This is a genomic window from Amycolatopsis thermalba (assembly GCF_003385215.1).
GTDB lineage: Bacteria > Actinomycetota > Actinomycetes > Mycobacteriales > Pseudonocardiaceae > Amycolatopsis_E > Amycolatopsis_E thermalba.
Window position 1 is genome coordinate 1 of the sequence record NZ_PQHW01000112.1, and the last position, 23223, is coordinate 23223.

The window sequence follows — 23223 nt, forward strand, 5'->3', positions numbered from 1 at the left end:
CGCCACCCCGACTCCCAAACCTCCCACCCGTCACCCACTAGAGTGGCGCCCTCGAAGAACCACGATCAGGGAATTCCCTGGTGGCCGCCGAGGCCGCTCCCCTGCCACTCTGGGAGGCGATGATCACCCCAGCGACCTTCACCGACCACCCGCCACCCGGGACCAGCACCCCACCGGTGCCCCGGGTGCGCCGCCGTCTGGCCACCTCCGGCTGGCTGCTGGTGCTGTCGCTGGCCGTCCTCACCTTCGGGTTCGTCGCCTCGCGGCCGGCCGCCCCGCCGGACGCCGGCCCGCCCACCGGCGGCGCCCTCGCCGCCCAGCAGGCCATCGAGGCACTCGTCCACCCCGGCCCGCAACCGAACGCCCTCGCCCTCCTGCCCACGGACTTCACCCAGGTCACCGGCGTCGTCCCCGGGCAGATGGCGGCACGCGACGGCACCGTCCGCGCGGTGCACGTCGACGGCGGCTGCTCGACGCCGTGGGGCGACGACAACACGAAGTGGGACTACGCGGTCCCGTGCAAGGCGCACGACCTGGGCTACGACCTCCTCCGCTACGCCGCCGCGGTCGGCCACCCCCTCGGTCCGGACGTCCGCGAGGCCCTGGACCAGCGCCTGTCCGACGACATGCACGCCGCCTGCGACCTCAACCCGATGGACTCGCCCCGCACGTGCCGCGTCGTCGCGAGCCTCTACTCCGCCGGGCTCGTCGTGAACTCCTGGCACCAGCGCTGGGGCCCGCCGGTCGGCGATCCGATCGGCCCGCTGCTGGCCGGGGTCGCCGTGATCGGGTGCCTCCTGATCTTCCGCCTCCGCGGCTGGCTGCAGCACCGGCACGCCCGCGTCAGCACACCCGCCCCGGCCGCGGCCCCGGCCCGGTCCGCGCCGCTGTCCCCCTGGGTCACGCTCGGCGTGGGCGCCCTGGTCCTGCTGATCCTCGGCGAATCGGCCATCGCGCTGGCCCGCTGGGCCGGCGTGGGCGCCGAATGGCTGTGGCCGTTCACGTGGGTGGCGCAACTCGCCCCGGTGTTCTTCTTCGCCGGCGGCCGCGCCAACGCCGCGGGCTGGCGCGCGACCCGGGACAGCGGCGGCGGGTACCGCCAGTACCTGGCCCACCGGGCCAGCTGGCTGCTGCGCCCGGCCCTGATCTTCGTCGTGGTGGCACTGCTCGTGCCGCTCGCGCTCGAACTGCTCGGCATCCCCGAGGGCACCAACGCCGCGATCATGCGGATCGCCCTGCACCCGCTGTGGCTGCTGGGCCTCTACCTGCTCACCGTGGTCGCCACCCCGCTGATGCTCGCGCTGCACCGGCGCGCCGCGGCGGCCTCGGTCGCCGGCCTGCTCGCTTTGGTCGTCCTGGCCGAGATGGCCGCGCGTGCCCTCGGCTCGCCGGTCCCGCGCTACCTGGCGGCGTTCGGCCTGGCCCTGCTCGCCCAGCAGGTCGCGTTCGGGCGCATCCGCGCCTCCAACCGCCTGCTCCTGGCCGCCGTCACCGCCGTGGGCATCACCGGCCTCGCCCTGCTCACGACCGTCGGCGGGCTCAGCAGGGACCTGCTCGGGGCGCCGGGCGCGCCGCCCGCGCTGTCCGGGCCCACCGTGCCGGTCCTGCTGCTCGGCGCCGCCCAGATCGGTCTGCTCGGGCTGGCCGCGAAGCCACTCGCCCGGCTGACCACCCGTTCCGCCGGAGTGGCCCGATTGGCGATGCGCGCCCCGATGAGCCTGTACCTGGGCTTCCTCGCCGCGATGCTGCTGGTCGTGGCCCTGGTCTACCTGCCGGACCACCCGGCGGCGATCTTCACGTGGCTGGGCGACCCGCGCACCTGGTTCGCGCTGGCGCTGCTCGCGGTGCCCGCGCTGATGGTCTTCTGGTGGTTCGAGCGCCACCCGCGCGAGACCGCCGTCCCGGTCGCGAACCAGCCCGGCTCCGGCGGCTGGCTCGCGCACGCGGCGACCATGCTCGGGATCGGGTTCGCCGTGGTCGGGCTGTTCGGGTTCGCGCTGACCCGGTTCGGTGGCGGCGACGGCACGATCATGGGACTGGCGGTCGACCCGATCCAGAACCTTATCCAGCTGCTGATCGGGGTATTCCTCCTGCACACGGTGCGGACGGGGCTCAGCGAAGCACGCAGCACGTGGGTCGTGACGGGCCTGGCGTGCGTCCCGGCACTGCTGTCGGCGGCCGAGCCGGTGACGATGGCGGTGCACGGCGTGACAGCCCTGATCGCGCTGGCGGCGGTGGCCAGCACGCTCGTATCCACCAAGGCGGTGGTGCACAACACGTAATCGAGTGTTGTAAACCACTTCCGGTTGGCCGTATGCGACGCTACGGCCGAGTAGGTGAACGACTGTGGCGAAAGGAGCACCTGGCGTGGACGACCCGCGGAACGATCGTGGGACCGGCCGGCCCGCACGGCCGCGACAGCCGCGCCAGATCGACGCTCGTCACGAAGGCCCGGTCCGGCGCACACCCGCCGACCGAGCCGGCCGCACCTCCGCCGGCCGCCCGCCAGTGGACCGCGCTGGGAAACCGGTCGGCGACCGGCCTTCGGCGGGGCGCCCGCCGGCAGGCCGGGCCGCACGGCCGCCCGCCGCCCGCGACCGCGCCGCGCCGGCCCAGGTCCGCCGCCGCCCGCCGCCACCGCCGCCGCGCCGCCACCAGTCGCACCGGGGCGCGAAGGTCGCGGTCGGGCTGGTGTCCCTGCTGGTCATGAGCCTCACCGGCTACGCGTGGGCGGCCATGCAGGGCCTGGTCAACGGGCTCACCACCACGGACGTGATCGACGCGAACCAGCCGGCCGACGGCGCCCGCGACATCCTCCTGGTCGGCATGGACAGCCGGACCGACGCGCAGGGCAACCCGCTGCCGGAGGACCTCCTCGCCCAGCTCCGCGCCGGGGTCGCGGACGGTGAGGAGAACACCGACACGCTGATCATGGTCCACATCCCCAACGACGGCAGCAAAGCGGTCGCGATCTCGCTGCCGCGCGACTCCTACGTCACCATCCCCGGCTTCGGCAAGCACAAGATCAACTCCGCCTACGCCAGGGCGAAGGCCGCGGAGCGCAAGAAGCTGCAGGACGAGGGCGAGACCGACGCCAAGTCCATCGAGGTGCAGAGCAACCAGGCCGGGGCGAAGACCCTCATCAAGACCGTCGAGCAGCTGACCGGCTCGACGATCGACAACTACGCCTCGGTCAACCTGCTCGGCTTCTCCGAGATCACGCAGGCGATCGGCGGCGTGGACGTGTGCCTCAAGGAGAACGTCAACGACCCGTACTCGGGCGCGAAGTTCACCAAGGGCCAGCACACGATCTCCGGTGTCGAGGCGCTGGAGTTCGTCCGCCAGCGGCACGGCCTGCCGCGCGGCGACCTGGACCGGGTCGTCCGCCAGCAGGTGTTCATGGCCGGCATGGCGCGCAAGGTGCTCTCCGCGGGCACCCTCGCCGACCCGGGCAAGCTGAACGGCCTCACCGAGGCGATCAAGAAGTCCGTCGTGCTCAACCAGGGCTGGGACATCATCGGCTTCGCCCAGCAGATGAAGGGCCTCACCGGCGGGCAGCTGGAGTTCCGCACCATTCCGGTGGTCAACATGGACTACAGCACCCCGGAGGACGGGCAGGCGATCCAGGTCGACCCGGACGAGATCCGCGAGTTCGTCCAGGGCCTCACCGCGCCGGCCGGGTCCACCCAGCCCGCCGAGACCGGGGCGGCGAAGTCGGCGATCACTGTGGACGTCCGAAACGGAACCGGCCGCGCGGGGCTCGCCTCGACGGTCCTGCAGAGCCTGACCGGCAAGGGCTTCACCGGCGGCCAGACGTCGAACACCACCTCGCGCAAGTCCACCGTGGTCCGCTACCCGGCAGGCGGCCAGGAGGCGGCCCAGCAGGTCGCCGACGCACTCGGCTCGGGCGCGACGATCGAACCGGACCCGACGGTCACCAGCGGGCACGTCGTCGTGCTGATCGGCAGCGACTACTCGACCACCCCGTCACGGGTCGTCCAGCAGGCGGCCGCGGCGCAGCCCACGACCCAGGCCCCGGCGCCGGGCAGCGACGAGCCGATCACCGCCGACGGCGTCACCTGCGTCAACTGACCACACCGTCCAGCCCACCCCGGGTTAGCCCGATCGGCCTAATAACGGCGGTCAAACGAAACGGTCTGGGCAAAGTCGCGTAAGGAACCCGCACTCAGCGACTTACATACCCGTGAACACCGCTGGAGTTCGACCGGACGTGCCAGAGCAGGGGTGCGGCACGACGCGTGGTCAAGGCAGGGGACGGGGAGTGCGCATCGACAATGACCTCTACCAGCGAATCCTGGGGGAGGAACTTCGCAAGCTGCGTCGGCGACGGGGCTGGACGCGCAAGGAACTGAACCAGCACCTGCAGAGCGACATCTCGCTGCAGACGCTGGCGACCTACGAACTGGGCACGCGGCAGTGCTCGGTGGTGCGGCTCGTGGAGCTGTGCATCGCGATGGACGAGCTGCCGCAGGACCTGCTCGCCCGCGTGCACCGCCGCGTGTTCGCCGACGAGCCGGGCAAGGTGCGGCTGGACCTGACGCGCATCGTCGCCGACGAGCGGGCCGAGCTGCTGCCGCTGCGCCGGTGGGCGGAAGACCGACTGCGCCAGCCCGGCGCCCCGGGCGAGGTGCGCCTCGACCGGTCGGCGATGTCGTGGATGGCGCAGCTGTGCGGCCTGACGGTCCCCGAGCTGCTGGACCGCCTGCGCGCAATCTCCGGCGTGGAGGACGACTGACCACGAAGGAGCGGCACACGATGCCACCTCGCCGGCGAGCGGAAGCCACGGACCGGGAGTGGTTGCTACGACGGAGATCCCGGGCAAGCGCCCCGGAGGAGATGGCCGCTCCCGCCGGGGCGGCAACGCCGCCGGGGTGACAAGCCGCCGGACCGGCAACCCGCCGGCCAGCCAACCGCCGGGGCGGCGAGTCGCCGGGGCGGCGCGTCGCCGGGCGATCCGGTGGCGATGAACCGTCACCGGCGCAGCCGGTGGCCTCCCGCCTCCGGCGCGGCCAAGCGTCGCGAAGCGCGGCCACACGCGGCGAACCGTGGCCAAACGCGACGAGGCGCGGCGCCCATCGGCACGCCGCGCCTCGCCACGAATCAGTGGTGTCCGACCAGCTCGAAGTCGGACGGGCGGAGCTTGCGCGTGTTCAGCCAGTACCGCCACGTGAAGCCGGGCCAGATGGTCCGGTTCACGCCCTTCGCGTCGAGGTACCAGCTCTTGCAGCCGCCCTGCGTCCACACGCCCTTGGCCAGCTTGTGCTGGATCTCGGCGTTGAACCGCTCCTGCACCTCCGCCCGCGGCTCCAGCGCACCGGCCCCGGTCCGCTCGACCAGCCGGATCGCCTCGGCGACGTACCGGATCTGCGACTCGATCATGAACACGACCGAGTTGTGCCCCAGCCCGGTGTTCGGCCCGAGCAGGAAGAACATGTTCGGGAACCCGTTCACCGTGATCCCCAGGTGCGTCCGCATGCCCTCGCTCGCCCACTCCTTGTTGAGCTTGCGGCCCTCCACCCCGATGATGTCGAGGTTGTCGAACGCGTCGGTGACGTGGAAGCCGGTGCCGAAGATGATCGCGTCGACCTCGTGCTCCACGCCGGCCGTGTCGATCACCCCGGTCTCGGTGACCTCGGCGACGCCGTCGGTGATCACGTCGACGTTGTCCCGGTTCAGCGCCGGGTAGTAGTCGTTGGAGATCAGGACCCGCTTGCAGCCCATCACGTAGTCCGGCGTCAGCTTCGCGCGCAGCGCCGGGTCGTCGATGTGCCGGTCGATGTTGGACTTCGCGAGCTTCTGCGCGACTTTCATCAGGCCCTGGTGCCCGTTGAACCCGATCGCGCGGGCCTCCAGCATCCAGTACAGGAGGTTGCGGTAGGCGCGCTGCGTGCCGGGGATCTTCGCGAACACCGCCTTGGCCCAGTCCGGCATCGCGTGGTCCGGCTTCGGCATGACCCAGGCCGGCGTGCGCTGGAAGACGTGCAGCCGCTCGACCTCGGGCGCGATGGCCGGGATGAACTGGATCGCGCTGGCACCCGTGCCGACGACCGCGACGCGCTTGCCGCGCAGGTCGTAGTCGTGGTCCCACTGCGCCGAGTGGAAGGTCCTGCCCCGGAACCGCTCGATGCCCTTGAGGTCGGGGATCTGCGGCAGGTGCAGCGCGCCGACGCCGTTGACCAGGAACTGGCCGCTGAACGTGTCACCGTTCTTCGTCGTGACGTGCCATCGGTTCTCGTCGGGGTCCCAGCGGGCGCCGGTCATCTCCTGGCCGAACCGGGTGCGGGCGTAGAGGTCGTACTTGCGGGCCACGCCGCGCAGGTAGTCCCAGATCTCCGGCTGCGGCGAGAACGAGCGGCTCCAGTTCGGGTTCTGCTCGAAGGAGAACGAGTACATGTGCGACTGGATGTCGCACGCGCAGCCCGGGTAGGTGTTGTCGCGCCAGGTGCCGCCGACGTCGTCCGCCTTCTCCAGGATGACGAAGTCCTCGCGGCCCTCCTTGCGCAGCTGGATCGCCATGCCCAGGCCGGAGAACCCGGTGCCGACGATGATCACGCCCGTTCGCGTGTGCTCTGCCATGTACCTTCCTCCACACTGAGCATTAGGTGTTACCGCGAGTCCATCTTACTCGGAGTAGGTTACCTCCGGTAGAGTCAGTTTCATGACCGGGCCGACCCGCCGCAAACGCATGCCGAGAGCCCAGCGCGAACGGCAGATGCTCGAGGTCGCGGAGGCGGTGTTCGCCGAGCGCGGGTTCGCCGCGGCGTCGATGGACGAGATCGCCGAGCGCGTCGGCGTGTCCAAGCCGATGCTCTACGAGTACTTCAACTCCAAGGAAGGCCTGCTGCTGGCGTGCGTCGCGCAGGCCAGAGCCGAGCTGCGCGAGGTGACCGAACGCGCGGTGGCCGGCGAAACGGACGCCCGCGAGGCGCTGCGCAGCGGACTGCGGGCGTTCTTCGTGTTCGCCCGGGAACGCCGGCAGGGCTGGTCGCTGCTGCGCCACGAGCTGGCCCTGATCGGCACGTCGGCCTCCGACGCACTGGAGGACACGCGGCGGCAGCAGACCGACCTCATCGCCAAGCTCATGGCGCAGTACTTCGACGCGGGCGAGACGGGGCACCTGCTGCTCGAGGCGACGGCGGAGCTCGTGGTCGGGGCGAGCGAGCGGCTGGCCATCTGGTGCGAGCAGCACGATGAGGTGACACCCGATATGGCTACCGACCTCGCCATGGAGGTGCTGTGGGCCGGACTGGGCCTTCGCGCTCAGTGATCGGACGTACTCGCAGCTCGTTGCTCCATATGGCCGTCACGCATCGCACATTTCCGCCCAGAACTTGTCACGCAGAGTTCTGTTGATGTATCGATAGAAGCTGACAGAGCGTTAAGCAAATGGCGGCAGAAGCACGCCCGATCGGATGAATGCGATCGGCGTCATGAAGAGGCTTCGGATTGCTCCCTCAGTGTGGAGTTGCAGCCGAGAGCGGCAGGGGTGTGAGACTCATGGCGGTACCGATCACGGCGATCTACGTGCCGGAGGACGACGACTGGGCGGTGACCGTGACCGGTCAGGGCAAGAGCCTGACGGCGCGGGCGCCCGGGATCATCGCGGCGCGGGACCGGGTCGACCAGTTCGTCGAGGAGCTGGGCGCGGAGGCGAAGGGGGCCACCGTCGTCCACCTGCTCAACGGGAGTGCGCTGGAGTTCACGGCGGCGTACATGACCGCGCGGCTGTCCCGGCCGGAGCCGGCGCCGATCGAGGTCCCGGAGCCGGCCGCGCCAGCGGAGGGGGCGGCGACGGCGGAGGCACCGGCTGAAGTACCAGAGCAGCCGGCGCCCAAGCCGGACAAGAAGCCGAAGGCGAAGCTGACGGCGAACATCGGGGACGCGCTGACGACCGCGAAGCCGGCGGCGCCGCAGCCCGCGGCCGCCTCGGCGATCAAGGTGACCGCGGCCGCGAGCACACCGGCCGCGCGGGCCTGAGCCCTCAGCGGAAGAGCTCGCGCACCAACGCGCCGCGAGGAGCACGCCGGCCGCGATCAACGTAAACTTGACCTTGGGGTCGTCGAGCTCGGCGCGCAGGGTCGTCTTACGGCGCCGCGGCCCCTCGGCGTGACCGTGGCCGCGACAAGCACACCGGCCGCGATCAGTGGAAACTTGACCCTGACCTTCGCTCACCGGGTCGTCGCGCGGTGCCGGAGCCGCGGCCACCTCGTCGAACAAGGTGACCGCGGCCGCGAGCACACCGGCCGCGCGGGCCTGAGCCCTCAGCGGAACAGCTTGCGCACCAACGCGCCGCGAGGAGCACGCCAGCCGCGATCAGCGGAAACTTGACCTTGGGGTCGTCGAGCTCGGCGCGCAGGGTCGTCTTACGGCGCCGCGGCCCCTCGGCGTGACCGTGGCCGCGACAAGCACACCGGCCGCGATCAGCGGAAACTTGACCCTGACCTTCGCTCACCGGGTCGTCGCGCGGTGCCGGAGCCGCGGCCACCTCGTCGAACAAGGTGACCGCGGCCGGTCGCCCGGGCCTGAGCCCTCAGCGGAACAGCTTGCGCACCAGCAGCGCCGCAACGAGCACGCCGGCCCCGATCAGCGGAAACTTGACCTTGGGGTCGTCGAGCTTGGCGCGCAGGGTCGTCTTGGCGTTGTCGGCCAGCCGCTTGGGGCTGGCCTTCTCGCCCAGCTGGTCCAGCGTCGACGCGAGCGCTTCGCGGGCCTTCACGATCTCCCGCTCGATGGTGTCCGGGTCGCGAGCCACAGGTCCTCCTCACCTTCGCAGGGCACAACCGTAGATCACCGCCCCCGGCGGGCGGCACCGGCCACGCCGTACCGGGCCCGGGCGCTAGGCTGGGGGCGTCGGGGCCCGTAGCCCAATTGGCAGAGGCACATGGTTTAGGTCCATGCCAGTGAGAGTTCGAGTCTCTCCGGGCCCACTCACCGGCACCATCGCGCAGGTCACTCGTCCCCGGCGAGGGCTTGCGCGACGCTGAGGCTGTCCTCGTAGACGTGGTACCGGGTGATCAGCCCGTCCTCCACCGTGAGGTGCACGGCGCACCGCGCGGTGTAGGGCTGGTCCGTGGCCCGCACGGTCTGCTGGATCTCGCCCAGCACGACCGCGTCCCGCCCCTCGACGAGGACCTGGAACTCCGCCACCGCCGCACGGGTGCCCGCGTCGCCACCGGTGAACTGGTAGTCCCGCCGGATGCCGCCGTCCTCGCCCAGAACGAGGAAGACCAGACCGGATCACCGCCGTCCGCGGCACCATGTGCGTGGTGAACGTGACGGCGTCGTGGTGGGCCACCGCGTTCCGGGCGTGGACGAAGACGAACCCGCCCCCGGCGACGAACTGTTCGTGGGCGTCGGGGCCCGGAGCGCGGCAACGGCCGCGCGCCGCCGTCCGGGGTCGGACTCGTTCTACGGCGCGACGAGCGGCTCCGCCGCGTAAGCGCGGTGCAGTAGCTCCACAAAGGACTCCGGCGTGCCCAGCTCCACGTCCTCGATGCGGCTCACCGCCACGCCCGGTGTCCACGAGTTCATCACCACCGCTCCCCGCAGCGACGACAAATCAGGAACTGTCACGACCTGCGAGCGCTGCGCCACGCCGAGCCGGTCCAGCTGGCGTCGCAGGATTCCCATCGTGACGCCGCCCAACATCGGCCCCTCCGGCCACACCACCGCTTCCCCGTCCCAGAACGCCAGGTTCCAGATCGACGCCTCGGTGAGCCGGCCGTGGCGGTCGACGAACGCCGCGTCGTCGAAGCCGCGCTTGGTGGCCTGCTTCGGGTAGTACGTCTTGGCCACCTCGCCGACGTGCTTGATCGCCGGCAGGACCCGCTCGTACTCGAACGTCGCCAGGCTCAGCGGGCCCGCGGGGCCGTCGGTGGCCGGTCCGGTGCGGACCAGCACCCCGGGCTCGGCGTCGGCCGTCGAGAACTCCGGCGAGTACACCGTGGCGACCAGGGAGACGTCCGCCGGCCCCTCCTTCAACGCCGCCCGTAGGTAGGCGGTCACCGTCTCGTCGGGCAGTGCGGTGCCGAACATCTCGACTGAAGCGTTGCGCAGCCGGGCCAGGTGCAGGTCGAGGCCGCGGATCCGGCCGCCCCGCACCTGCATCGCGGTGAAGTGCGCGTATCCGGCGAAGGCGAGCGGCGCCAGGTCCTCGCTGGTCGCCGCTCGCCCGTTGCGATGAACGACGAAAGTGCTCATGCACCGCACGTTAGGCCTTCACACCGGTGTGAAGGTCAACGACCGGTCCCAGGGCCCGGTGATCGCGAACACGTGGCCGGGGCTCTGGATGCAGGCGAAGAGGATCCGCCCGTCCTGGCTGAACACCGGGCCGGTGAACTCGCTGTCGTTGAGGTCGTTGCGCGCCATCGGGTACGACTTGCCGTCCTTCGTGACACCCACCAGGTGGCTCAGCCCCTCGCCGTCCTCGGCGAGGATCAGGCCACCGTGCGGGGACACGGTGATGTTGTCCGGCCCGTCGTAGTTCGTGTCGGCCTCCGGGTCGGGGTTCACGCCGTAGATCGTCTTCAGCTCGATCGTCTCGGAGCGCGGGTCGTAGAACCACACCTGGCCGTCGTGCTCGTTGACGCTGCCGTCGCTGATCCGCGCGTAGCTGGCGACGAAGTACGCCCCGCCGTCGCCCCAGTAGGCGCCCTCCAGCTTGCGGCTGTGCGTCACCTGGCCGGGCGCGAACTGCTTGCGCACCGACACGGTCCGGGCGTCGCGATCGGGCACGTCGACCCACCGCACCTTGTACCGGGTGCCCGGCGTGGTCGCCTCGGACAGGTCGCCGATGTGCCTGCTGCCCTTGAACGCGCTCATCGCCTGCAGCTTGCCCGCCGTGTCGCCGCCCGCGGACAGCGCCAGCGCCCGCAGCGCGCCCTTGCCGCCGCGGAAGCCCTTCGGCGGCAGCCACCGGAAGTACAGGCCGTTCGGGCCGCTCGCGTCCTCGGTCAGGTAGATCTCGCTGGTCTTCGGGTCGACGGCGACGGCCTCGTGCGAGTAGCGGCCGAGGAACTTCAGCGGGACCGGTTCGAGGTTCGCGTCGCGGTCGAAGGCGTCCACCTCGAACACGTAACCGTGGTCCTTCTGGAACACGCCACCGGCGCGCTGCTCGGTCTCCTCGCAGGTCAGCCAGGTTCCCCAGGGGGTCTCGCCGCCGGCGCAGTTGTTGTGCGTGCCGGCCAGGCTGACGTACTCGCTCTTCCGGTTGCCCTTGTGGTCCACGACGATGGTCGTGGTGCCGCCGCCTGCGCCGGGGTCGTAGGTGAGGCCGGGCAGCGCGGGTGTGCGGTGCGGCTCGCTGCCGCCGATCTCGTGGTTGTTGATCAGCACGAAGTCCCGGCCGCGGCGGAAGCACGCCATGCCGTCGGGATCGCTCGGGGTGAACTGGCCGGTTTCCAGCTTGGTCACGCCGGACTGGGCGATCACCTGGTACCGGAAGCCCTTCGGCAGCGCCAGCAGGCCGGCCGGATCGTCGACGAGCGGGCCGTAGCCGGCGCCGCGGGTGACCTGCGCGGCCGCGGCAGGCGCCGCGATCGCGTCGACGCTGCCCGCGACGATGATGCCCAGACCGCTCGCCGCGCCGGTGCGCAGCAGATCACGCCGGGAAAGTGAAGCCATGCCGACCTCCTGTGGTGGGAACCGTGCCAAGGATCAAAACCGCCGATTCCGACCCCGGCGGGGCCCGCGGACGACACCCAGGCGAACGGAGGGCGAACGGTTCAGGCGAGCCGCTCGTGCGGGTAGCGGTCACGGATGCACGCCTGGAAGTAGCGGCCCTTGCTCTCCGCCGCCAGCAACGCGCGGTAGATAGCGCTTTCCACGCCCAGGTACCGGTAAATGCCGTGGTGCAGGAATTCCACCTCGAGAATGCGCCGCGCCGCGTCGTACCCGACCGACGCGAGCGCGCTCGAGGAAACCGGATGGCGGCGCACTAGGGGCGACCCGTTTCGAGCAGGTCCTTCAACCGGCGCAGATCGTGGCGGTTCGCGCGTGCCATCGCCGCGCGCAGCACGCGGGCGCCGGCTTTCGCGAACCCGCTCGGCTCACCGCGGTTGCGCAGGACCATGCGCGTGTGGTCCTCGTCCACGGATTCCCAGGTGTAGGTGGTTTCCATCGGGAACGGGCCCTGCGCGGTGCGCATCACGAGCCGTTCGCCGGGCACGAGTTCGACCACCTCGTAGGTGTACCGCAGGGTGCGGCCGAGAAACCGCGCCACGAAACCGATCCGGGAGCCCTCGTGCAGCGGCGGCCGGGTCTCCCATTCGATGTCCAGGATGTTGGCGTACCACTCGGGCGCGTTCGACGGATCGCCCGCGTAGGCAGCCACCGTTTCCCGCGGGCGCGCGATGACGATTTCGGTGCGCACGTCGACCGGCACGAATTCGAGGGTAGGTCATCCGAGCCGTTTTTCGAACCACAGACCGCTGTGCGGATCGTCGCCGTAGTGGGGAATTTCGGAGTAACCGCTCGTGCGGTACATCTGGATGGCCTCGGACAGCTCGGGGTGCGTGCCGAGCCGGACCGCGGACATCCCGCGGGCCAGCGCCGCGCCCTCGAGTTCGGCGAGCAGGCGGCGGCCGAGGCCGAGACCGCGGACGTCGCGGTCGAGCCAGACGTGCCGGATCTCGCCGATCCCCGGTTCGAACGTACGCAGCGCGCCGCACCCCACGGCGCGGCCGTCCTCGCGGGCGAGGAGCAGGACTCCCCGGTCGCCGCGGATCTCGCCGGGCGCAACCAGATCCGCGGTGTCGAACCCCTCCGGGAACCGGGCGTCGAGTTCGGCCGCGTAGGCGTGCAGGCAGCGCCGGCCGTCCGCGGACTCCGGATCGGCCGGGCCGATCGTGATCGCGGCCAGGCGGAGCAGGCGTTCGGCGGTGCCCATCGCGTCGATCAGGCGCCGGCGCTGGTCGCCGGTGAGGCCGTCGAGCAGGCCGGTGACGAGCGCGTCCGCGCGGCGGTGCTGTTCGGCCAGCTCGGCTTCGCCCGCGGCGGTGGGTTCCACGATCCGCAGCCTGCTGTCGCGGTCGCCGGTGCGAACGCGCACCAACCCGGCGTCGGCGAGGGAACGGACCAGGCGGCTGAGGTAACCGGCGTCCAGCCCGAGGCGGGTGCGCAGGTCGCGCAGGGAGGCGCCGGAGCCGATCTCGTACAGCAGCCGGGCTTCGCCGAGCGGGCGGTCCTGGCCGAGGTAGGTGTCGGAGAGCAGCCCGATCCGTCGTGTGAACGAGCGGTTGAACCGGCGGAAGGCCGCGACGTCGGAGACCATGCCGCCGATCTTTCTTTGACTCAAGTCAAAGATCAAGGCGCGGTAGACTTTTTGCAGTCGTTGCAAGAAGGAGGTCGACGATGACCGACTGGACCGCCGCCCACGAGAAGGTCGTCGCGGCGTTCGCCGCGGGCTGGGCGCGGCCGCATCCCCGCGCGTGGGACGCCCTGCTCGCCGAGGACGTCGAGCTGAACCAGCCGATGGTGCCGCCGACGCGAGGCAGGCGGGCGTGGGGACGGGAGGCCGAGCGGCTGCTGGGCTTCCTGCCGGACCTGCGCGGCGAGGTGCTGTCCTGGGCGGGCCGGGAGGACCGGCTGTTCATCGAGCTGCGGCTGAGCGGCACGCTGCGCGGCAAGCCGCTGGCCTTCCGCGCCGTCGACGAGCTGTGGCTGAACGCCGACGGCTGGGTGACCCGGCGGGACTCCTTCTTCGACTCGATGCCCGTCGCGCGGGCCGTCGCCGCGAGTCCCGGCGCGTGGCTCGCCTGGTGGCGCTCCGGGCTCGGCCCGCTCACCGGCCGGCGGCGGTTCCAGCGGTGATCCCGGTGGCCGGAGCACCCCGGCCACCGGGAACCCGTTACGCCGGCACCGTGAAGACCACCACCGGCGCCGACGTCGGCCGCTCGACGCCGCCGGCCGGTTCGACGGTCACCGCGACCGTGCGCACCCCCGCCAGGCCGGTGAACATCAGCGGCGCCCCGGTGGTCCCGGCGTGCCCCATCACACCGGCCGAGCGCGGACCCGACGCGTCGATCGTCCACGCCTGGTAGGTCACGTCCGCCGGCTGGTCCGGCATGCCGGACATGGTCAGCATCGCCCGGTCCCGGCTGGGCGACACGACCAGCCGCGCCTCGCCGGCGATGCCCGCGTCCGTGCCGGACACCGTCCGCACGTCCGGCGCCGACAGCAGCTCCGTCAGCGCCGCGTACTGCGCCTGGGCGGTGTCGAGCTGCCGCTCGGCCCGCACCGCGAGGACTCCGCTGACCGCGGCGACCGCGATCGCGATCACGGCGGCCGCGGCGAGCAGGCGTGTCGTCCAGTTCCGGGAACGCGTCGCCGTCCGGCGGGCCGGTGGTTCCTGCCGGACCTGGCGCACCTGCTTCAGCACGCGATCCCGCAGCGCCGGGGGCGGTGTCTCGGACACCGCGGCACCCAGCCGCGCCGTCGTCGCGCGCAGCTCGGCCACCTCGCGCTCGCAGTCCGGGCACTCGGTTAGGTGCTCCTCGAACCGGCGTCGCTCCAGCTCGTCGAGCGCGTCGAGGGCGTAGGCGCCGGTCAGCATGTGGACGTCCGGGTTCACCGCGTCACCCCCAGGCAGTCGCGCAGGCGGATCAGGCCGTCCCGCATCCTCGTCTTGATCGTCCCCAGTGGACTCTGCAGCAGGTCCGCGACCTCGGGGTAGGTGTGGCCGCCGTAGTAGGCGAGCATGATCGACTCGCGCTGCAGCTCGGTGAGGCCGTCCAGGCAGCGGCGCACCTGCTCCCGCTCCAGGCGGGCGGTGACCGCCTCCAGCACCTCGTCGAACTCGCGTCCCGGCGCGGTCGCCCCGGCCCGCTGCTCGCGGTCGGTGCGTGCCTGGGCCGACCGCACCCGGTCGACCGCGCGGCGGTGCGCGAGGGTCAGCGCCCAGTTCAGCACGCTGCCCTGCACGCTGTCGTAGCGCGCCGCGGTCCGCCACAACTCGACCAGGACCTCCTGCGCGACCTCCTCGGACTGGGCGACGTCGCGCACCACGCGCCGCACCACGCCGAAGATCGGGCCGGCGACCACCTCGTAGAGCTGCTCGAACGCGGCCTCACTCCCCCGCACGACCTGGGCCATCAGATCCTCGGCAGACGGGCCCGCGGGGCCCTGGGCGGCCGGGCGTATCGCCCGGACCGAGTCGTCCATCCCGTCATCCTCCCTCACGCCGACAGATCGTGTTCGGAGCGAACGCGGGACCGGATGGGTCGGATCACTGGTTGGATGCGGTCATGAGCTTCTACGTGCGCGCCCGCTTCGACGTCCACGACCAGCAGGAGTTCGAGGAGGTCGCCCGCGCGCTGCGCGACCAGGCCGCGACCGAACCGGGCACGCTCACCTACCGGTGGTTCTCCGGGGAGCCGGGCAGCTACGTCGTCATCGAGGAGTACACCGACGTGGACGCCGCCTTCGCGCACAACGACCGCGGGGCGGCCCTGCTCGCACGGGGCGGCGAGTGCGCGGACATGGTGGAAGCCGAGATCTACGGCGACATCACCGGCGAGCTGTGGGACTGGGTGGCGGCGAACCCGGTGTTCACCGCCTACCCCGAGGTCTTCGCTCAGCCGGATTGACGCGCGAGCCGCAACCGGCGGTGGGCGGCCATGCGCACCGGCGCGTTCGCCGCGCCGTAGCCGCGGTAGCCGCCGATCCGCTGGACCACCTCGAAGAACACCCGCGCCCCCAGCACCTCGGTGTAGAAGTGCAGGAACTCGCCGTGCTCGTCGCGGTCGTAGAGCACCGAATACTCGCGCAGGGCGGCGAGCAGGTCCGGCGGCGGGGCCAGCCGGGCGTCCAGGTCGTCGTAGTAGTTGTCCGGGATCGCCAACAGGGGCGCGCCGGCCGCGCGCATCGCCTTGGCGGTGGCCAGCACGTCGTCGCTGGTGAAGGCGATGTGCTGCGGGTCGGGCACGCCGGGCGCCCACTCGCCGCGGCGCAGCAGCGCGACGTTCAGCGCGATCCGCACGGTGTTCGAGGGGTTGGTCACGGCGCGGCTGCGGATCAGGCCGAACGGCGCGGCGAACTCGGTCGGCATCTCCGGGTGCAGCCCGAGCACCGTGCGGTAGAACAGCGCGGCCTCGTCGAAGTTGTCGAACGGCTGGCTCAGCGAGACGTGGTCGGTGCCCAGCAACCCGGCGCCCGCGGCGGTGTCGCCGGTCGGCGTGAAGTCCGACAGCCAGCCGTCGCGGCAGAAGAACACCGCCGTGCCGTCCGGGGCGGCCACCGCCGACAGGTCGGCCTCGCCGGCGCGGTGCTCGCGCGGCAGCACCGGCGCGTGGAAGGATTCCGCCCGCCGCGCCGAGCGCGCCGGGTCCGCGCTCGCCACGGCCAGTGCGCTGATCTCGGCCGGCCCGCCGGTCGCGTTCAGCAGGACCCGCGCCTCGCCCTGGGTCCACAGCTGCACCGGCTTCGACCGGTGCTGCCCGGTGTGCGCGAACCCCATCGCGCTCAGCGCCGCGGCCAGCCGCGACCCGGTGGCCTCGTCCACGGCCAGTTCGGTGAACGCGTGCCCGGTCAGCTCCGGCGCGGCGATCGCGGGCTCGCCCAGCGACTCCTCCAGCCCGAGCAGCGACCGCATCGCGTCGACTGCCGCGCGGCGCGGATCGGCCTGCCGGAACACGTCGTTGAAGACCTCCAGCGACAGCGGCCCGGAGTAGCCGGTGACCAGCACGTGCCCGACGAACGCGGTCAGGTCGAACGCGCCCTGCCCGGGGAACAGCCGGTGGTGCCGGCTCCACTGCAGGACGTCCATGTGCAGCCGGGGCGCGTCGGCCAGCTGGAGGAAGAAGATCTTCTCGCCCGGGATCGTCCGGATCAGCGCGAGGTCGCTGCCGCGGGAGAGCACGTGGAAGCTGTCCAGGCACAGCCCCACCGCCGGGTGATCGGCCCGCCGCACGATGCGCCACGAGTGGTCGTAGGTGTCGACGAACCGGCCCCACGCCAGCGCCTCGTATGCGATGCGCATACCGCGCCGAGCTGCTCGTACACCGAGTGTATGCAATTGTTCGGCGGCCAGGTCGTCGTCGTCCACGGCGTCCGGCGACACCGACGAGCACACCAGCATGGTGTCGGCGCCGAGCTGCTCCATCACGTCGAACTTGCGCTCGGCGCGGTGCAGGTTCGCCTCGAACACGGGCGGCGGCACCGCCTCGAAATCCCGGAACGGCTGGTACAGGTCCACCGACAGCCCGAGGTCGTCGCAGCGGCGCCGCACCTCGGCCGGCGACAGCGGCGAGACGATCAGGTCGTTCTCGAAGATCTCGACCCCGTCGAAGCCGGCGGCGGCCGCCGCGGTCAGCTTGTCCTCCAGCGTGCCGGACAGGCACACGGTCGCGATCCCTCGCCTCATGGCCGGGACTCCTCTCGCACGGGCCGGTGTTGGTTGAACCAGTCGGTGAGTCCTACGGTGCGCATATGCCGACCGAAAGCGCCGAACGCCTGCGCGACGCCGAGCGCACCCGCGCCGAAATCCTCGACGTGGCGACCCGCGAGTTCGCCGACCAGGGCTACGCCGGGGCGCGCGTCAACGAGATCGCCGCGAAGACCCGCACCACCAAGCGGATGCTCTACTACTACTTCGGCAGCAAGGAAGGCCTCTACGTCGCGGTGCTCGAACGCGCCTACGCCGGCATCCGCGCCCGCGAGCAGGAACTCGACGTCGACCACCTCGACCCGGTCGAGGCCCTGCGGCAGCTGGCCGAGCTGACCTTCGACCACCACGAGTCCCACCCGGACTTCATCCGGCTGGTCAGCATCGAGAACATCCACAACGCCGAGCACATCGGCCGCTCCGAGGTGCTGTCGACGCTCGCGAACCCCGCGCTGGACGTGCTGACCCGCATCCTCCAGCGCGGCCGGGCCGCCGGGACGTTCCGCGCGGACGTGGACGCGCTGGACGTGCACATGATGATCAGCGCGTTCTGCGTCTTCCGCACCGCCAACCGGCACACGTTCAACGCCATCTTCAAGCGCGACATGCTCGACCCCGGCCGGCGCGAGCACTACCGCACGATGCTCGGCGACCTGCTGGTCGAGTACCTGACCGCGCACTGAGCGTTTCGTCCCCTTCTCCGGGTTGACAAGCCGTGGACCACTAACTCACCATCTGGTACGTAACCAAACGGTACATTAATCCGGCCCGCAACGGAGCGACAGGAGCGTGGACGTGGTCGAGCACGGAAAGCCCCGGAAGGCCGCGGTGGCTGCCTGGGTGGGCAGCGCACTGGAGTACTACGACTTCTTCATCTATGGCACCGCCGCGGCACTCGTCTTCGGCAAGATCTTCTTCCCCAGCTCGGACCCGGCGGCGGGCACGCTGCTGGCGCTGGCCACGTTCGGCGTCGGCTACGTCGCCCGCCCGATCGGCGCGTTCATCCTGGGCCACGTCGGTGACCGGTTCGGCCGCAAGAAGGTCCTGGTCTTCACCGTGCTGCTGATGGGTGTCTCGACGTTCCTGGTCGGCTGCCTGCCGACCTACGAGCAGGTCGGCGTGCTCGCCCCGGTGCTGCTGGTGATCCTGCGCCTGCTGCAGGGCCTGTCCGCGGCCGGTGAGCAGGCCGGCGCCAACTCGATGTCGCTGGAGCACGCGCCGGAGCACCGCCGCTCGTACTACACGAGCTGGACGCTGTCCGGCACGCAGGCCGGGCAGATCCTGGCGACCGCGGTGTTCCTGCCGGTCGCGGCGATGCCGACGGCCGCGCTGCAGAGCTGGGGCTGGCGGATGCCGTTCTGGGCCAGCGCGCTGGTCGTCGTCGCCGCGTTCGTCATCCGGCGCAAGCTGGACGAGACCCCGGTGTTCGAGCGCGAGGTCGCCGGCCAGGAGCAGGCGAAGCTGCCGGTCGCGGTGCTGTTCCGGGACCACTGGGCCGACGTGCTGCGGGTCGTGTTCGCGGCCGTGATCGCCGCGGTCAGCACGATCTTCACGGTGTACGCGCTGTCCTACGCGGTCAACTCCGCCGGGCTCGCGCGCACTCCGATGCTGTGGGTCGGCGTGCTCGCCAACATCGTCGCGCTGGGCGCCATCCCGCTGTGGGCGATGCTGGCGGACCGGGTCGGGCGCAAGCCGGTGTTCATCGGCGGGTCGCTGGGCTGCGCCCTGTTGATCTTCGCCTACCTGGGCGCGATCTCGGCTGGCAACTACGTGCTCGTGTTCGTCGTGGGAATCCTGATGTTCGGTGTCGTCTACAGCGCGACCAACGCGGTGTGGCCGGCGTTCTACGGCGAGATGTTCCCCGCGCGGGTGCGGCTGTCCGGCATGGCGATCGGCACGCAGATCGGGTTCGCGATCGCCGGGTTCACGCCGAGCATCGCCGCCGCGATCGCCGGTGACAAGAGCGCGAACTGGGTCGGCGTCGCGATCTTCACCGCGGGCCTGTGCCTGGTCAACGTGATCGCGGTGCTCACCGGCCGGGACAACTACCGGGTCCCGACCGCCGACCTGGGCCGCAAGGACCTGGACGGCGGCCGGGTGCCGATGACCTCCGCGGGCGGGGCGACCGCCTAGGACTTCGCGGCTTCGGCGGAGCGGCTCGGGAAACCGGCGCGGTGCGGGCCGCCTCCGTCGACCGACAGGACCACGCCCGACACCGATCGCTGGACGTCCTGTTTGGACATCCCGTTCTTCGCCAGCAGCTGGGCGTGCTCCGGGCCGTAGGAGGCTTCGCGGAAGATCAGCGCGCCGGTGCGGGACATCGTGTCGGCCAGGTCCCACAGCACCTGCTCGTGGTCGTGGGTGTGCCGGTTGTCGACGTGCTCGACGGTGCGCAACAGCACGACGGTAACCGCGCTGTTGTCCGGCGCCAGGCCCACGGAGACCGACAGCGGCTCGCCCGCGCGAGCGGTGGTTCGCGGGCGGGCTCGGGCAGACCGGCGGGGTGCTGCAGTCGGTGGTGCTGGTGGCGGTCGCCGCGGCGGGCCCGCACGTGTCGATGCTGGTGCTCGCCGCCGGGTACGTGTTCGCCGCGCTGATCATCTTCTACCTGGCCATCCCCACCACCGGCCGGGGTGTGTGCGTTCAGCGGCCGAGCGAGCGGTGCGGCGACGCACAGCTTCGGTCGGGTGGCCGTGATGCCAGAGCACCGGCGGAGCCAGGAGCCTAGTTGCAAGTCGCCTCCAACGGCGCGGACTCGACCAGCCCGAACCACCCCTGACAGCGTCGAGCGGGTCGAGGCATCGGCGCCGAACACGGTGACGTCGAGTACGCTCTGTGCGAGGACGATTGGAAACGACAGCACGGACTGCCATGACGACCGATCGCAATGTTCTGGGCGGCGAACTCGAGCCCTGCGGCACCGATCCGATGACCGGGTACTACCGGGACGGGTGCTGCACCACCGGTGACGACGACCTCGGCAGCCACACCGTGTGCACCGTGGTGACCAAGGAGTTCCTGGAGTACCAGCGCGGGGTCGGCAACGACCTGTCCACGCCCCGCCCCGAGTACGGCTTCCCCGGGTTGCGGCCCGGCGACCGCTGGTGCGTCGTGGCCGCCCGGTGGCTGCAGGCCTACGAGGCGGGTGTGGCCGCGCCGGTGGTGCTGGCCTCGACGCACGAGCGGGCGCTGGACGTCGTCCCGTTGGAGGCCCTGCAGCGGCACGCGGTGGACGTGCCCGCGGACCCTAGCTCGCTGACCTGACCGAGCGCCGCACGAGCACGGCGGTCAGGGCGATCGACCCGAGCACGGCGGGCACCTCGAACAGGAGCGGGTGCCGGTCGGCGAAGTCCGGTTCGAGGACGTCGCTGGTCAGGATCGTCACCGCGGTCCCGACCGGCACGCGATCGCCCGGGTCGGTGCGGATGGTGAGGGTTTCGCCGCCGCAGGCGAGGGTGTGCACGAAGCCGTAGTGGTGGTAGCGGGCGCCGGTCTCGATCATGACCCGGTCGGTGACCGTGCAGGTCTCGGTGTGGCCGAAGGCGTGCAGCGCGAGGCCGCGGCCGGCGACCGTGAGCGCCGCGAAGAGCAGGGCCGCGCTGATGAGCCCGGCGACGAGCGCCCACCAGCGGCCGTGCGCGCGGCGGGCGGTGCCCAGTGCGAAGGCCGCCCCGCCCGCGAGTCCGAGCGCGATCGCGGCGAGGGTGCTGTGCGGTGGGAGGACGAAGAGGGCGGCCCCGAGGACGATCGCCGCGAGCCCGGCGGGCGCGACGTAGCGGCCGGTGCGGATGCCCAGCCTGTCCGTGATGTCGAGGACCATCGGCTGACTCTAGCCACATGTGGCGCGAAAACGGAGACCACATAAAGTAACCGCGTGCGCGGCGAGGGCTACTACGACCTGCTCGGGGTGGACCGGCATGCCTCGACGGCGGAGATCAAGTCCGCCTACCGCCAGAAGGCGCGGACCGTGCACCCGGACGCCGGTGGTTCCCCCGACGAGTTCCAGGCGTTGCGGCAGGCCTACGAGGTGCTGGTCGACCCGTTGCAGCGCGCGGCGTACGACCGAGCGCTGGACCGCGCGGCGGCGACCGCCACCCCGGTCCGGGCGCGGCGGCCGGGGCGGAAGCTGGGTGAGGACCCGAGTTTCACGGCCGAGTTACCGGTGCTGGACCCGGACGCGCTGGAGTGGTGGGACGCGGCGCGGGAGAAGGCGCGCGCGGTGGACCGGGCCGCGCCCGGGCACGCTCCGGCGGTGTTGCTGCTGGCGTGGTTGCTGCTGGTGGTGCTGCCGATCATGGCGGGTGCGCTGGCGGTCGCGGTGTGGCTGGTCCTGGCGTCGGCGGTGGCGATCTGGCTGGTGCGGCAGCATCTGGAGGTGGCGCGGGCCGAGCGCGCGGTGGACGACGAGTTCGGTGGCACGGTCGTGTTCGGCTCGCCGGGCTCGGAGCCGGACCAGTGGGGCGAGCGGCTGACGGCCGAGTTGCTGGAGCGGTACCTGACGCGTCTGCCGGGGGCGCGGATCTTCCACGGGCTGGCGTGGCCGGGTTCGGTGTTCGCCGACATCGACCACGCGGTGCTCGCCGGGCGGCGGCTGGTGCTGATCGAGTCGAAGACGTGGCTGCCCGGGCACTACGCGGCGGACGAGCACGGCGAGCTGTGGCGGGACGAACGTCGTTTCCGCGGCGGCGCGACGCAGCTGCCGGAGGCGATCGAGGCCTTCCGCGCGCTGCTGCCCGGGGCGGAGATCCGCGGCGCGCTGATCGTGTACCCGAGCCGCACGGGCGAGATCACCACCGACGAGGACTTCGACGTGCCCGCCCCGCCGATGACGCCGGACCAGTTCGTGCAGGTGATCGGCGACTGGCTGGCCGCGGAGGCCGCGCGCGTGGACGTGCGGCTGCTGCGGAAGGTGCGCGCGCAGGTCGTCTAGTCAGGCCACGTCCAGGAACGGTTCGAGGCAGTAGATCGCCACGCGATCGGGCCGCCCGGCGACGAACGTCCCCTTCGAGGGGATGGTCCGCACCAGCCCACGGTCGCGGAGGACTTTCGTGGCGTGGCGGCACGTGCCCAGCGAGACGCCGTACTGCCGGGCCAGCGTCTGCTCCGCGGGAAGCGGCGTGTTGACCGCGAGCTCACCCGACTCGATGCGCCGGGCGAGATCGTCGGCGACGAGGTCGTAGAGGTAGGCGGGACCGGTGGCGGGAAGTTCTCTGCTCACCCCTCCAAGGTAGCATAGAAAAGACAAAAAGTAGGGCACGAGCGACCATTGGTAGGCTGCGCAGTTGTGACGATGGAGGAGGTCCTGGACGCCCGGCTGCGCGCCCTGGCAACCCGCGTGCGGCGGCTACGGCGGGACCGGGACCTGAGCCAGGCCGACCTGGCGGACCGGGCCGGGGTGTCCCGCTCGGTGGTCGCCGAACTGGAACGATCACGACTCGCACAAGGCGCGCCACGGCCCACACGCAACATCACGCTGGACACACTGTTCCGCCTCGCCGAGGCGATGGGGGTGCACCCAGCGGAGCTGCTGGATGAGGGGAAGGGTTAGGCGGGGAGGCGGCGGTCGGCAAGGCGAGTGGGGCGGCAGCGGCGGGCCGTGCGGCCGCCCTGCAACCGGCGGCCGGCAACGCAAGCGGCCCGGCACTCGGCTGACCCCGCGGCAGCCCAACAAACCGCCGCCCGGCAACGCAAGTGGACCGACTACCCCAACCAGACCTCCCCCGCCCCCGATCCACAGCCGGTCTTTGGTCGCCGATCAGGCGTGTCAAGGTACTCTTTCCCGCCTTGACACGCCTGCTCGGCGACTGAAACACAATCAGGCA

Annotated in this window: 27 protein-coding genes and 1 tRNA gene; 14 read left to right on the forward strand and 14 right to left on the reverse strand. The window is 71.5% G+C overall.

Translation table 11 applies throughout. The features are described from left to right. Nucleotides 1-119 precede the first annotated feature (119 nt). The 3 genes from D0D15_RS30185 to D0D15_RS30195 all read left to right on the forward strand — a co-directional run bounded on the left by D0D15_RS30185 (nt 120) and on the right by D0D15_RS30195 (nt 4756). Complete coding sequence (locus D0D15_RS30185; RefSeq protein WP_094006193.1) at nt 120-2282, forward strand: phospholipase; 2163 nt, start codon at nt 120-122, stop codon at nt 2280-2282. Between the two features lie 85 nt (nt 2283-2367). After that, on the forward strand, nt 2368-4092 hold the full coding sequence (locus tag D0D15_RS30190) for an LCP family protein (protein WP_094006080.1): 1725 nt from the start codon (nt 2368-2370) through the stop codon (nt 4090-4092). Nucleotides 4093-4282: 190 nt separating this feature from the next. Next, entirely contained in the window at nt 4283-4756 is a 474-nt protein-coding gene (locus D0D15_RS30195; protein ID WP_094006079.1) for a helix-turn-helix domain-containing protein, read from the forward strand. A 365-nt stretch (nt 4757-5121) separates the two neighbouring features. Here D0D15_RS30195 and D0D15_RS30200 read toward each other — a convergent pair whose 3' ends face one another. Then, nucleotides 5122-6597, reverse strand: coding sequence for a flavin-containing monooxygenase (locus D0D15_RS30200; RefSeq protein ID WP_094006078.1), 1476 nt, complete (start codon nt 6595-6597; stop codon nt 5122-5124). A 136-nt stretch (nt 6598-6733) separates the two neighbouring features. Between D0D15_RS30200 and D0D15_RS30205 the strand changes: the two genes are divergently transcribed. Continuing rightward, entirely contained in the window at nt 6734-7288 is a 555-nt protein-coding gene (locus D0D15_RS30205; RefSeq protein ID WP_094006192.1) for a TetR/AcrR family transcriptional regulator, read from the forward strand. 230 nt (nt 7289-7518) lie between these two features. Then, nucleotides 7519-7998, forward strand: a complete 480-nt coding sequence (locus D0D15_RS30210) for a hypothetical protein (RefSeq protein ID WP_094006077.1) — start codon at nt 7519-7521, stop codon at nt 7996-7998. Nucleotides 7999-8551: 553 nt separating this feature from the next. On the opposite strand, the gene D0D15_RS30225 is transcribed toward D0D15_RS30210, so the two are convergent. Beyond that, a complete protein-coding gene (locus D0D15_RS30225) occupies nt 8552-8773 on the reverse strand; it encodes a DUF3618 domain-containing protein (protein ID WP_094006076.1) in 222 nt (73 codons plus the stop codon). Between the two features lie 101 nt (nt 8774-8874). On the opposite strand from D0D15_RS30225, the gene D0D15_RS30230 reads away from it, so the two are divergent. Then, nucleotides 8875-8948, forward strand: a tRNA-Leu gene (locus D0D15_RS30230). A 22-nt stretch (nt 8949-8970) separates the two neighbouring features. Here the strand turns inward: D0D15_RS30230 and D0D15_RS30235 are convergent. The 6 genes from D0D15_RS30235 to D0D15_RS30265 form a co-directional block, all read right to left on the reverse strand. After that, complete coding sequence (locus tag D0D15_RS30235) at nt 8971-9168, reverse strand: nuclear transport factor 2 family protein (protein ID WP_233157308.1); 198 nt, start codon at nt 9166-9168, stop codon at nt 8971-8973. A gap of 261 nt (nt 9169-9429) precedes the next feature. Continuing rightward, complete coding sequence (locus D0D15_RS30245; protein ID WP_094006074.1) at nt 9430-10221, reverse strand: aminotransferase class IV family protein; 792 nt, start codon at nt 10219-10221, stop codon at nt 9430-9432. An 18-nt stretch (nt 10222-10239) separates the two neighbouring features. Beyond that, nucleotides 10240-11643 carry an alkaline phosphatase PhoX gene (locus tag D0D15_RS30250; RefSeq protein ID WP_094006073.1) on the reverse strand — a complete coding sequence of 468 codons (1404 nt, stop codon included), beginning with the start codon at nt 11641-11643 and terminating at the stop codon, nt 10240-10242. 101 nt (nt 11644-11744) lie between these two features. Next, nucleotides 11745-11957: a KTSC domain-containing protein gene (locus tag D0D15_RS30255; protein ID WP_094006072.1), complete on the reverse strand. Its 213-nt coding sequence runs from the start codon at nt 11955-11957 to the stop codon at nt 11745-11747. Next, a complete protein-coding gene (locus tag D0D15_RS30260) occupies nt 11957-12403 on the reverse strand; it encodes an SRPBCC family protein (protein WP_094006071.1) in 447 nt (148 codons plus the stop codon). The genes D0D15_RS30255 and D0D15_RS30260 overlap by 1 nt, the downstream gene beginning before the upstream one ends. Nucleotides 12404-12418: 15 nt before the next feature. Further along, nucleotides 12419-13291 carry a bifunctional helix-turn-helix transcriptional regulator/GNAT family N-acetyltransferase gene (locus D0D15_RS30265; protein ID WP_094006070.1) on the reverse strand — a complete coding sequence of 291 codons (873 nt, stop codon included), beginning with the start codon at nt 13289-13291 and terminating at the stop codon, nt 12419-12421. 80 nt (nt 13292-13371) lie between these two features. Between D0D15_RS30265 and D0D15_RS30270 the strand changes: the two genes are divergently transcribed. Further along, nucleotides 13372-13830 (forward strand): nuclear transport factor 2 family protein, encoded by a 459-nt coding sequence (locus tag D0D15_RS30270; RefSeq protein ID WP_094006069.1) that lies wholly within the window; start codon nt 13372-13374, stop codon nt 13828-13830. A gap of 37 nt (nt 13831-13867) precedes the next feature. Here the strand turns inward: D0D15_RS30270 and D0D15_RS30275 are convergent, their stop codons facing one another. Together D0D15_RS30275 and sigK are read right to left on the reverse strand one after the other, a co-directional pair. Beyond that, entirely contained in the window at nt 13868-14590 is a 723-nt protein-coding gene (locus D0D15_RS30275) for an anti-sigma factor (protein ID WP_115944939.1), read from the reverse strand. After that, the gene (sigK, locus tag D0D15_RS30280; RefSeq protein ID WP_094006067.1) at nt 14587-15180 is read right to left on the reverse strand and encodes an ECF RNA polymerase sigma factor SigK; all 594 of its coding nucleotides are present in this window, start codon (nt 15178-15180) and stop codon (nt 14587-14589) included. Before sigK ends, D0D15_RS30275 begins: the two co-directional genes overlap by 4 nt. An 83-nt stretch (nt 15181-15263) precedes the next feature. Here sigK and D0D15_RS30285 point away from each other — a divergent pair, with 83 nt between their 5' ends. Next, complete coding sequence (locus D0D15_RS30285; protein WP_094006066.1) at nt 15264-15605, forward strand: putative quinol monooxygenase; 342 nt, start codon at nt 15264-15266, stop codon at nt 15603-15605. Here D0D15_RS30285 and D0D15_RS30290 read toward each other — a convergent pair. Continuing rightward, complete coding sequence (locus tag D0D15_RS30290) at nt 15593-17380, reverse strand: bifunctional sugar phosphate isomerase/epimerase/4-hydroxyphenylpyruvate dioxygenase family protein (protein ID WP_094006065.1); 1788 nt, start codon at nt 17378-17380, stop codon at nt 15593-15595. The two genes, D0D15_RS30285 and D0D15_RS30290, sit on opposite strands and share 13 nt — an antisense overlap. 65 nt (nt 17381-17445) lie before the next feature. Here D0D15_RS30290 and D0D15_RS30295 point away from each other — a divergent pair, with 65 nt between their 5' ends. Next, nucleotides 17446-18084 carry a TetR/AcrR family transcriptional regulator gene (locus D0D15_RS30295; RefSeq protein ID WP_094006064.1) on the forward strand — a complete coding sequence of 213 codons (639 nt, stop codon included), beginning with the start codon at nt 17446-17448 and terminating at the stop codon, nt 18082-18084. A gap of 112 nt (nt 18085-18196) precedes the next feature. Then, nucleotides 18197-19534: an MFS transporter gene (locus D0D15_RS30300; protein WP_094006191.1), complete on the forward strand. Its 1338-nt coding sequence runs from the start codon at nt 18197-18199 to the stop codon at nt 19532-19534. Here the strand turns inward: D0D15_RS30300 and D0D15_RS37355 are convergent. Then, entirely contained in the window at nt 19531-19797 is a 267-nt protein-coding gene (locus D0D15_RS37355) for a hypothetical protein (protein WP_233157307.1), read from the reverse strand. The two genes, D0D15_RS30300 and D0D15_RS37355, sit on opposite strands and share 4 nt — an antisense overlap. A 107-nt stretch (nt 19798-19904) precedes the next feature. Here D0D15_RS37355 and D0D15_RS37360 point away from each other — a divergent pair, with 107 nt between their 5' ends. Both D0D15_RS37360 and D0D15_RS30325 read left to right on the forward strand, forming a co-directional pair. Further along, entirely contained in the window at nt 19905-20129 is a 225-nt protein-coding gene (locus D0D15_RS37360; RefSeq protein ID WP_233157306.1) for a hypothetical protein, read from the forward strand. Between the two features lie 143 nt (nt 20130-20272). After that, on the forward strand, nt 20273-20665 hold the full coding sequence (locus tag D0D15_RS30325) for a DUF2237 family protein (protein WP_094006063.1): 393 nt from the start codon (nt 20273-20275) through the stop codon (nt 20663-20665). Here D0D15_RS30325 and D0D15_RS30330 read toward each other — a convergent pair. Next, nucleotides 20649-21221 (reverse strand): hypothetical protein, encoded by a 573-nt coding sequence (locus tag D0D15_RS30330; protein ID WP_094006062.1) that lies wholly within the window; start codon nt 21219-21221, stop codon nt 20649-20651. The two genes, D0D15_RS30325 and D0D15_RS30330, sit on opposite strands and share 17 nt — an antisense overlap. Nucleotides 21222-21275: 54 nt before the next feature. Here D0D15_RS30330 and D0D15_RS30335 point away from each other — a divergent pair, with 54 nt between their 5' ends. Beyond that, nucleotides 21276-22331: a J domain-containing protein gene (locus D0D15_RS30335; protein ID WP_094006061.1), complete on the forward strand. Its 1056-nt coding sequence runs from the start codon at nt 21276-21278 to the stop codon at nt 22329-22331. Here D0D15_RS30335 and D0D15_RS30340 read toward each other — a convergent pair whose 3' ends face one another. Continuing rightward, entirely contained in the window at nt 22332-22619 is a 288-nt protein-coding gene (locus D0D15_RS30340) for a winged helix-turn-helix domain-containing protein (RefSeq protein WP_094006060.1), read from the reverse strand. A 72-nt stretch (nt 22620-22691) separates the two neighbouring features. Here D0D15_RS30340 and D0D15_RS30345 point away from each other — a divergent pair, with 72 nt between their 5' ends. Beyond that, nucleotides 22692-22949, forward strand: a complete 258-nt coding sequence (locus D0D15_RS30345; protein WP_094006059.1) for a helix-turn-helix domain-containing protein — start codon at nt 22692-22694, stop codon at nt 22947-22949. Nucleotides 22950-23223 lie beyond the last annotated feature (274 nt).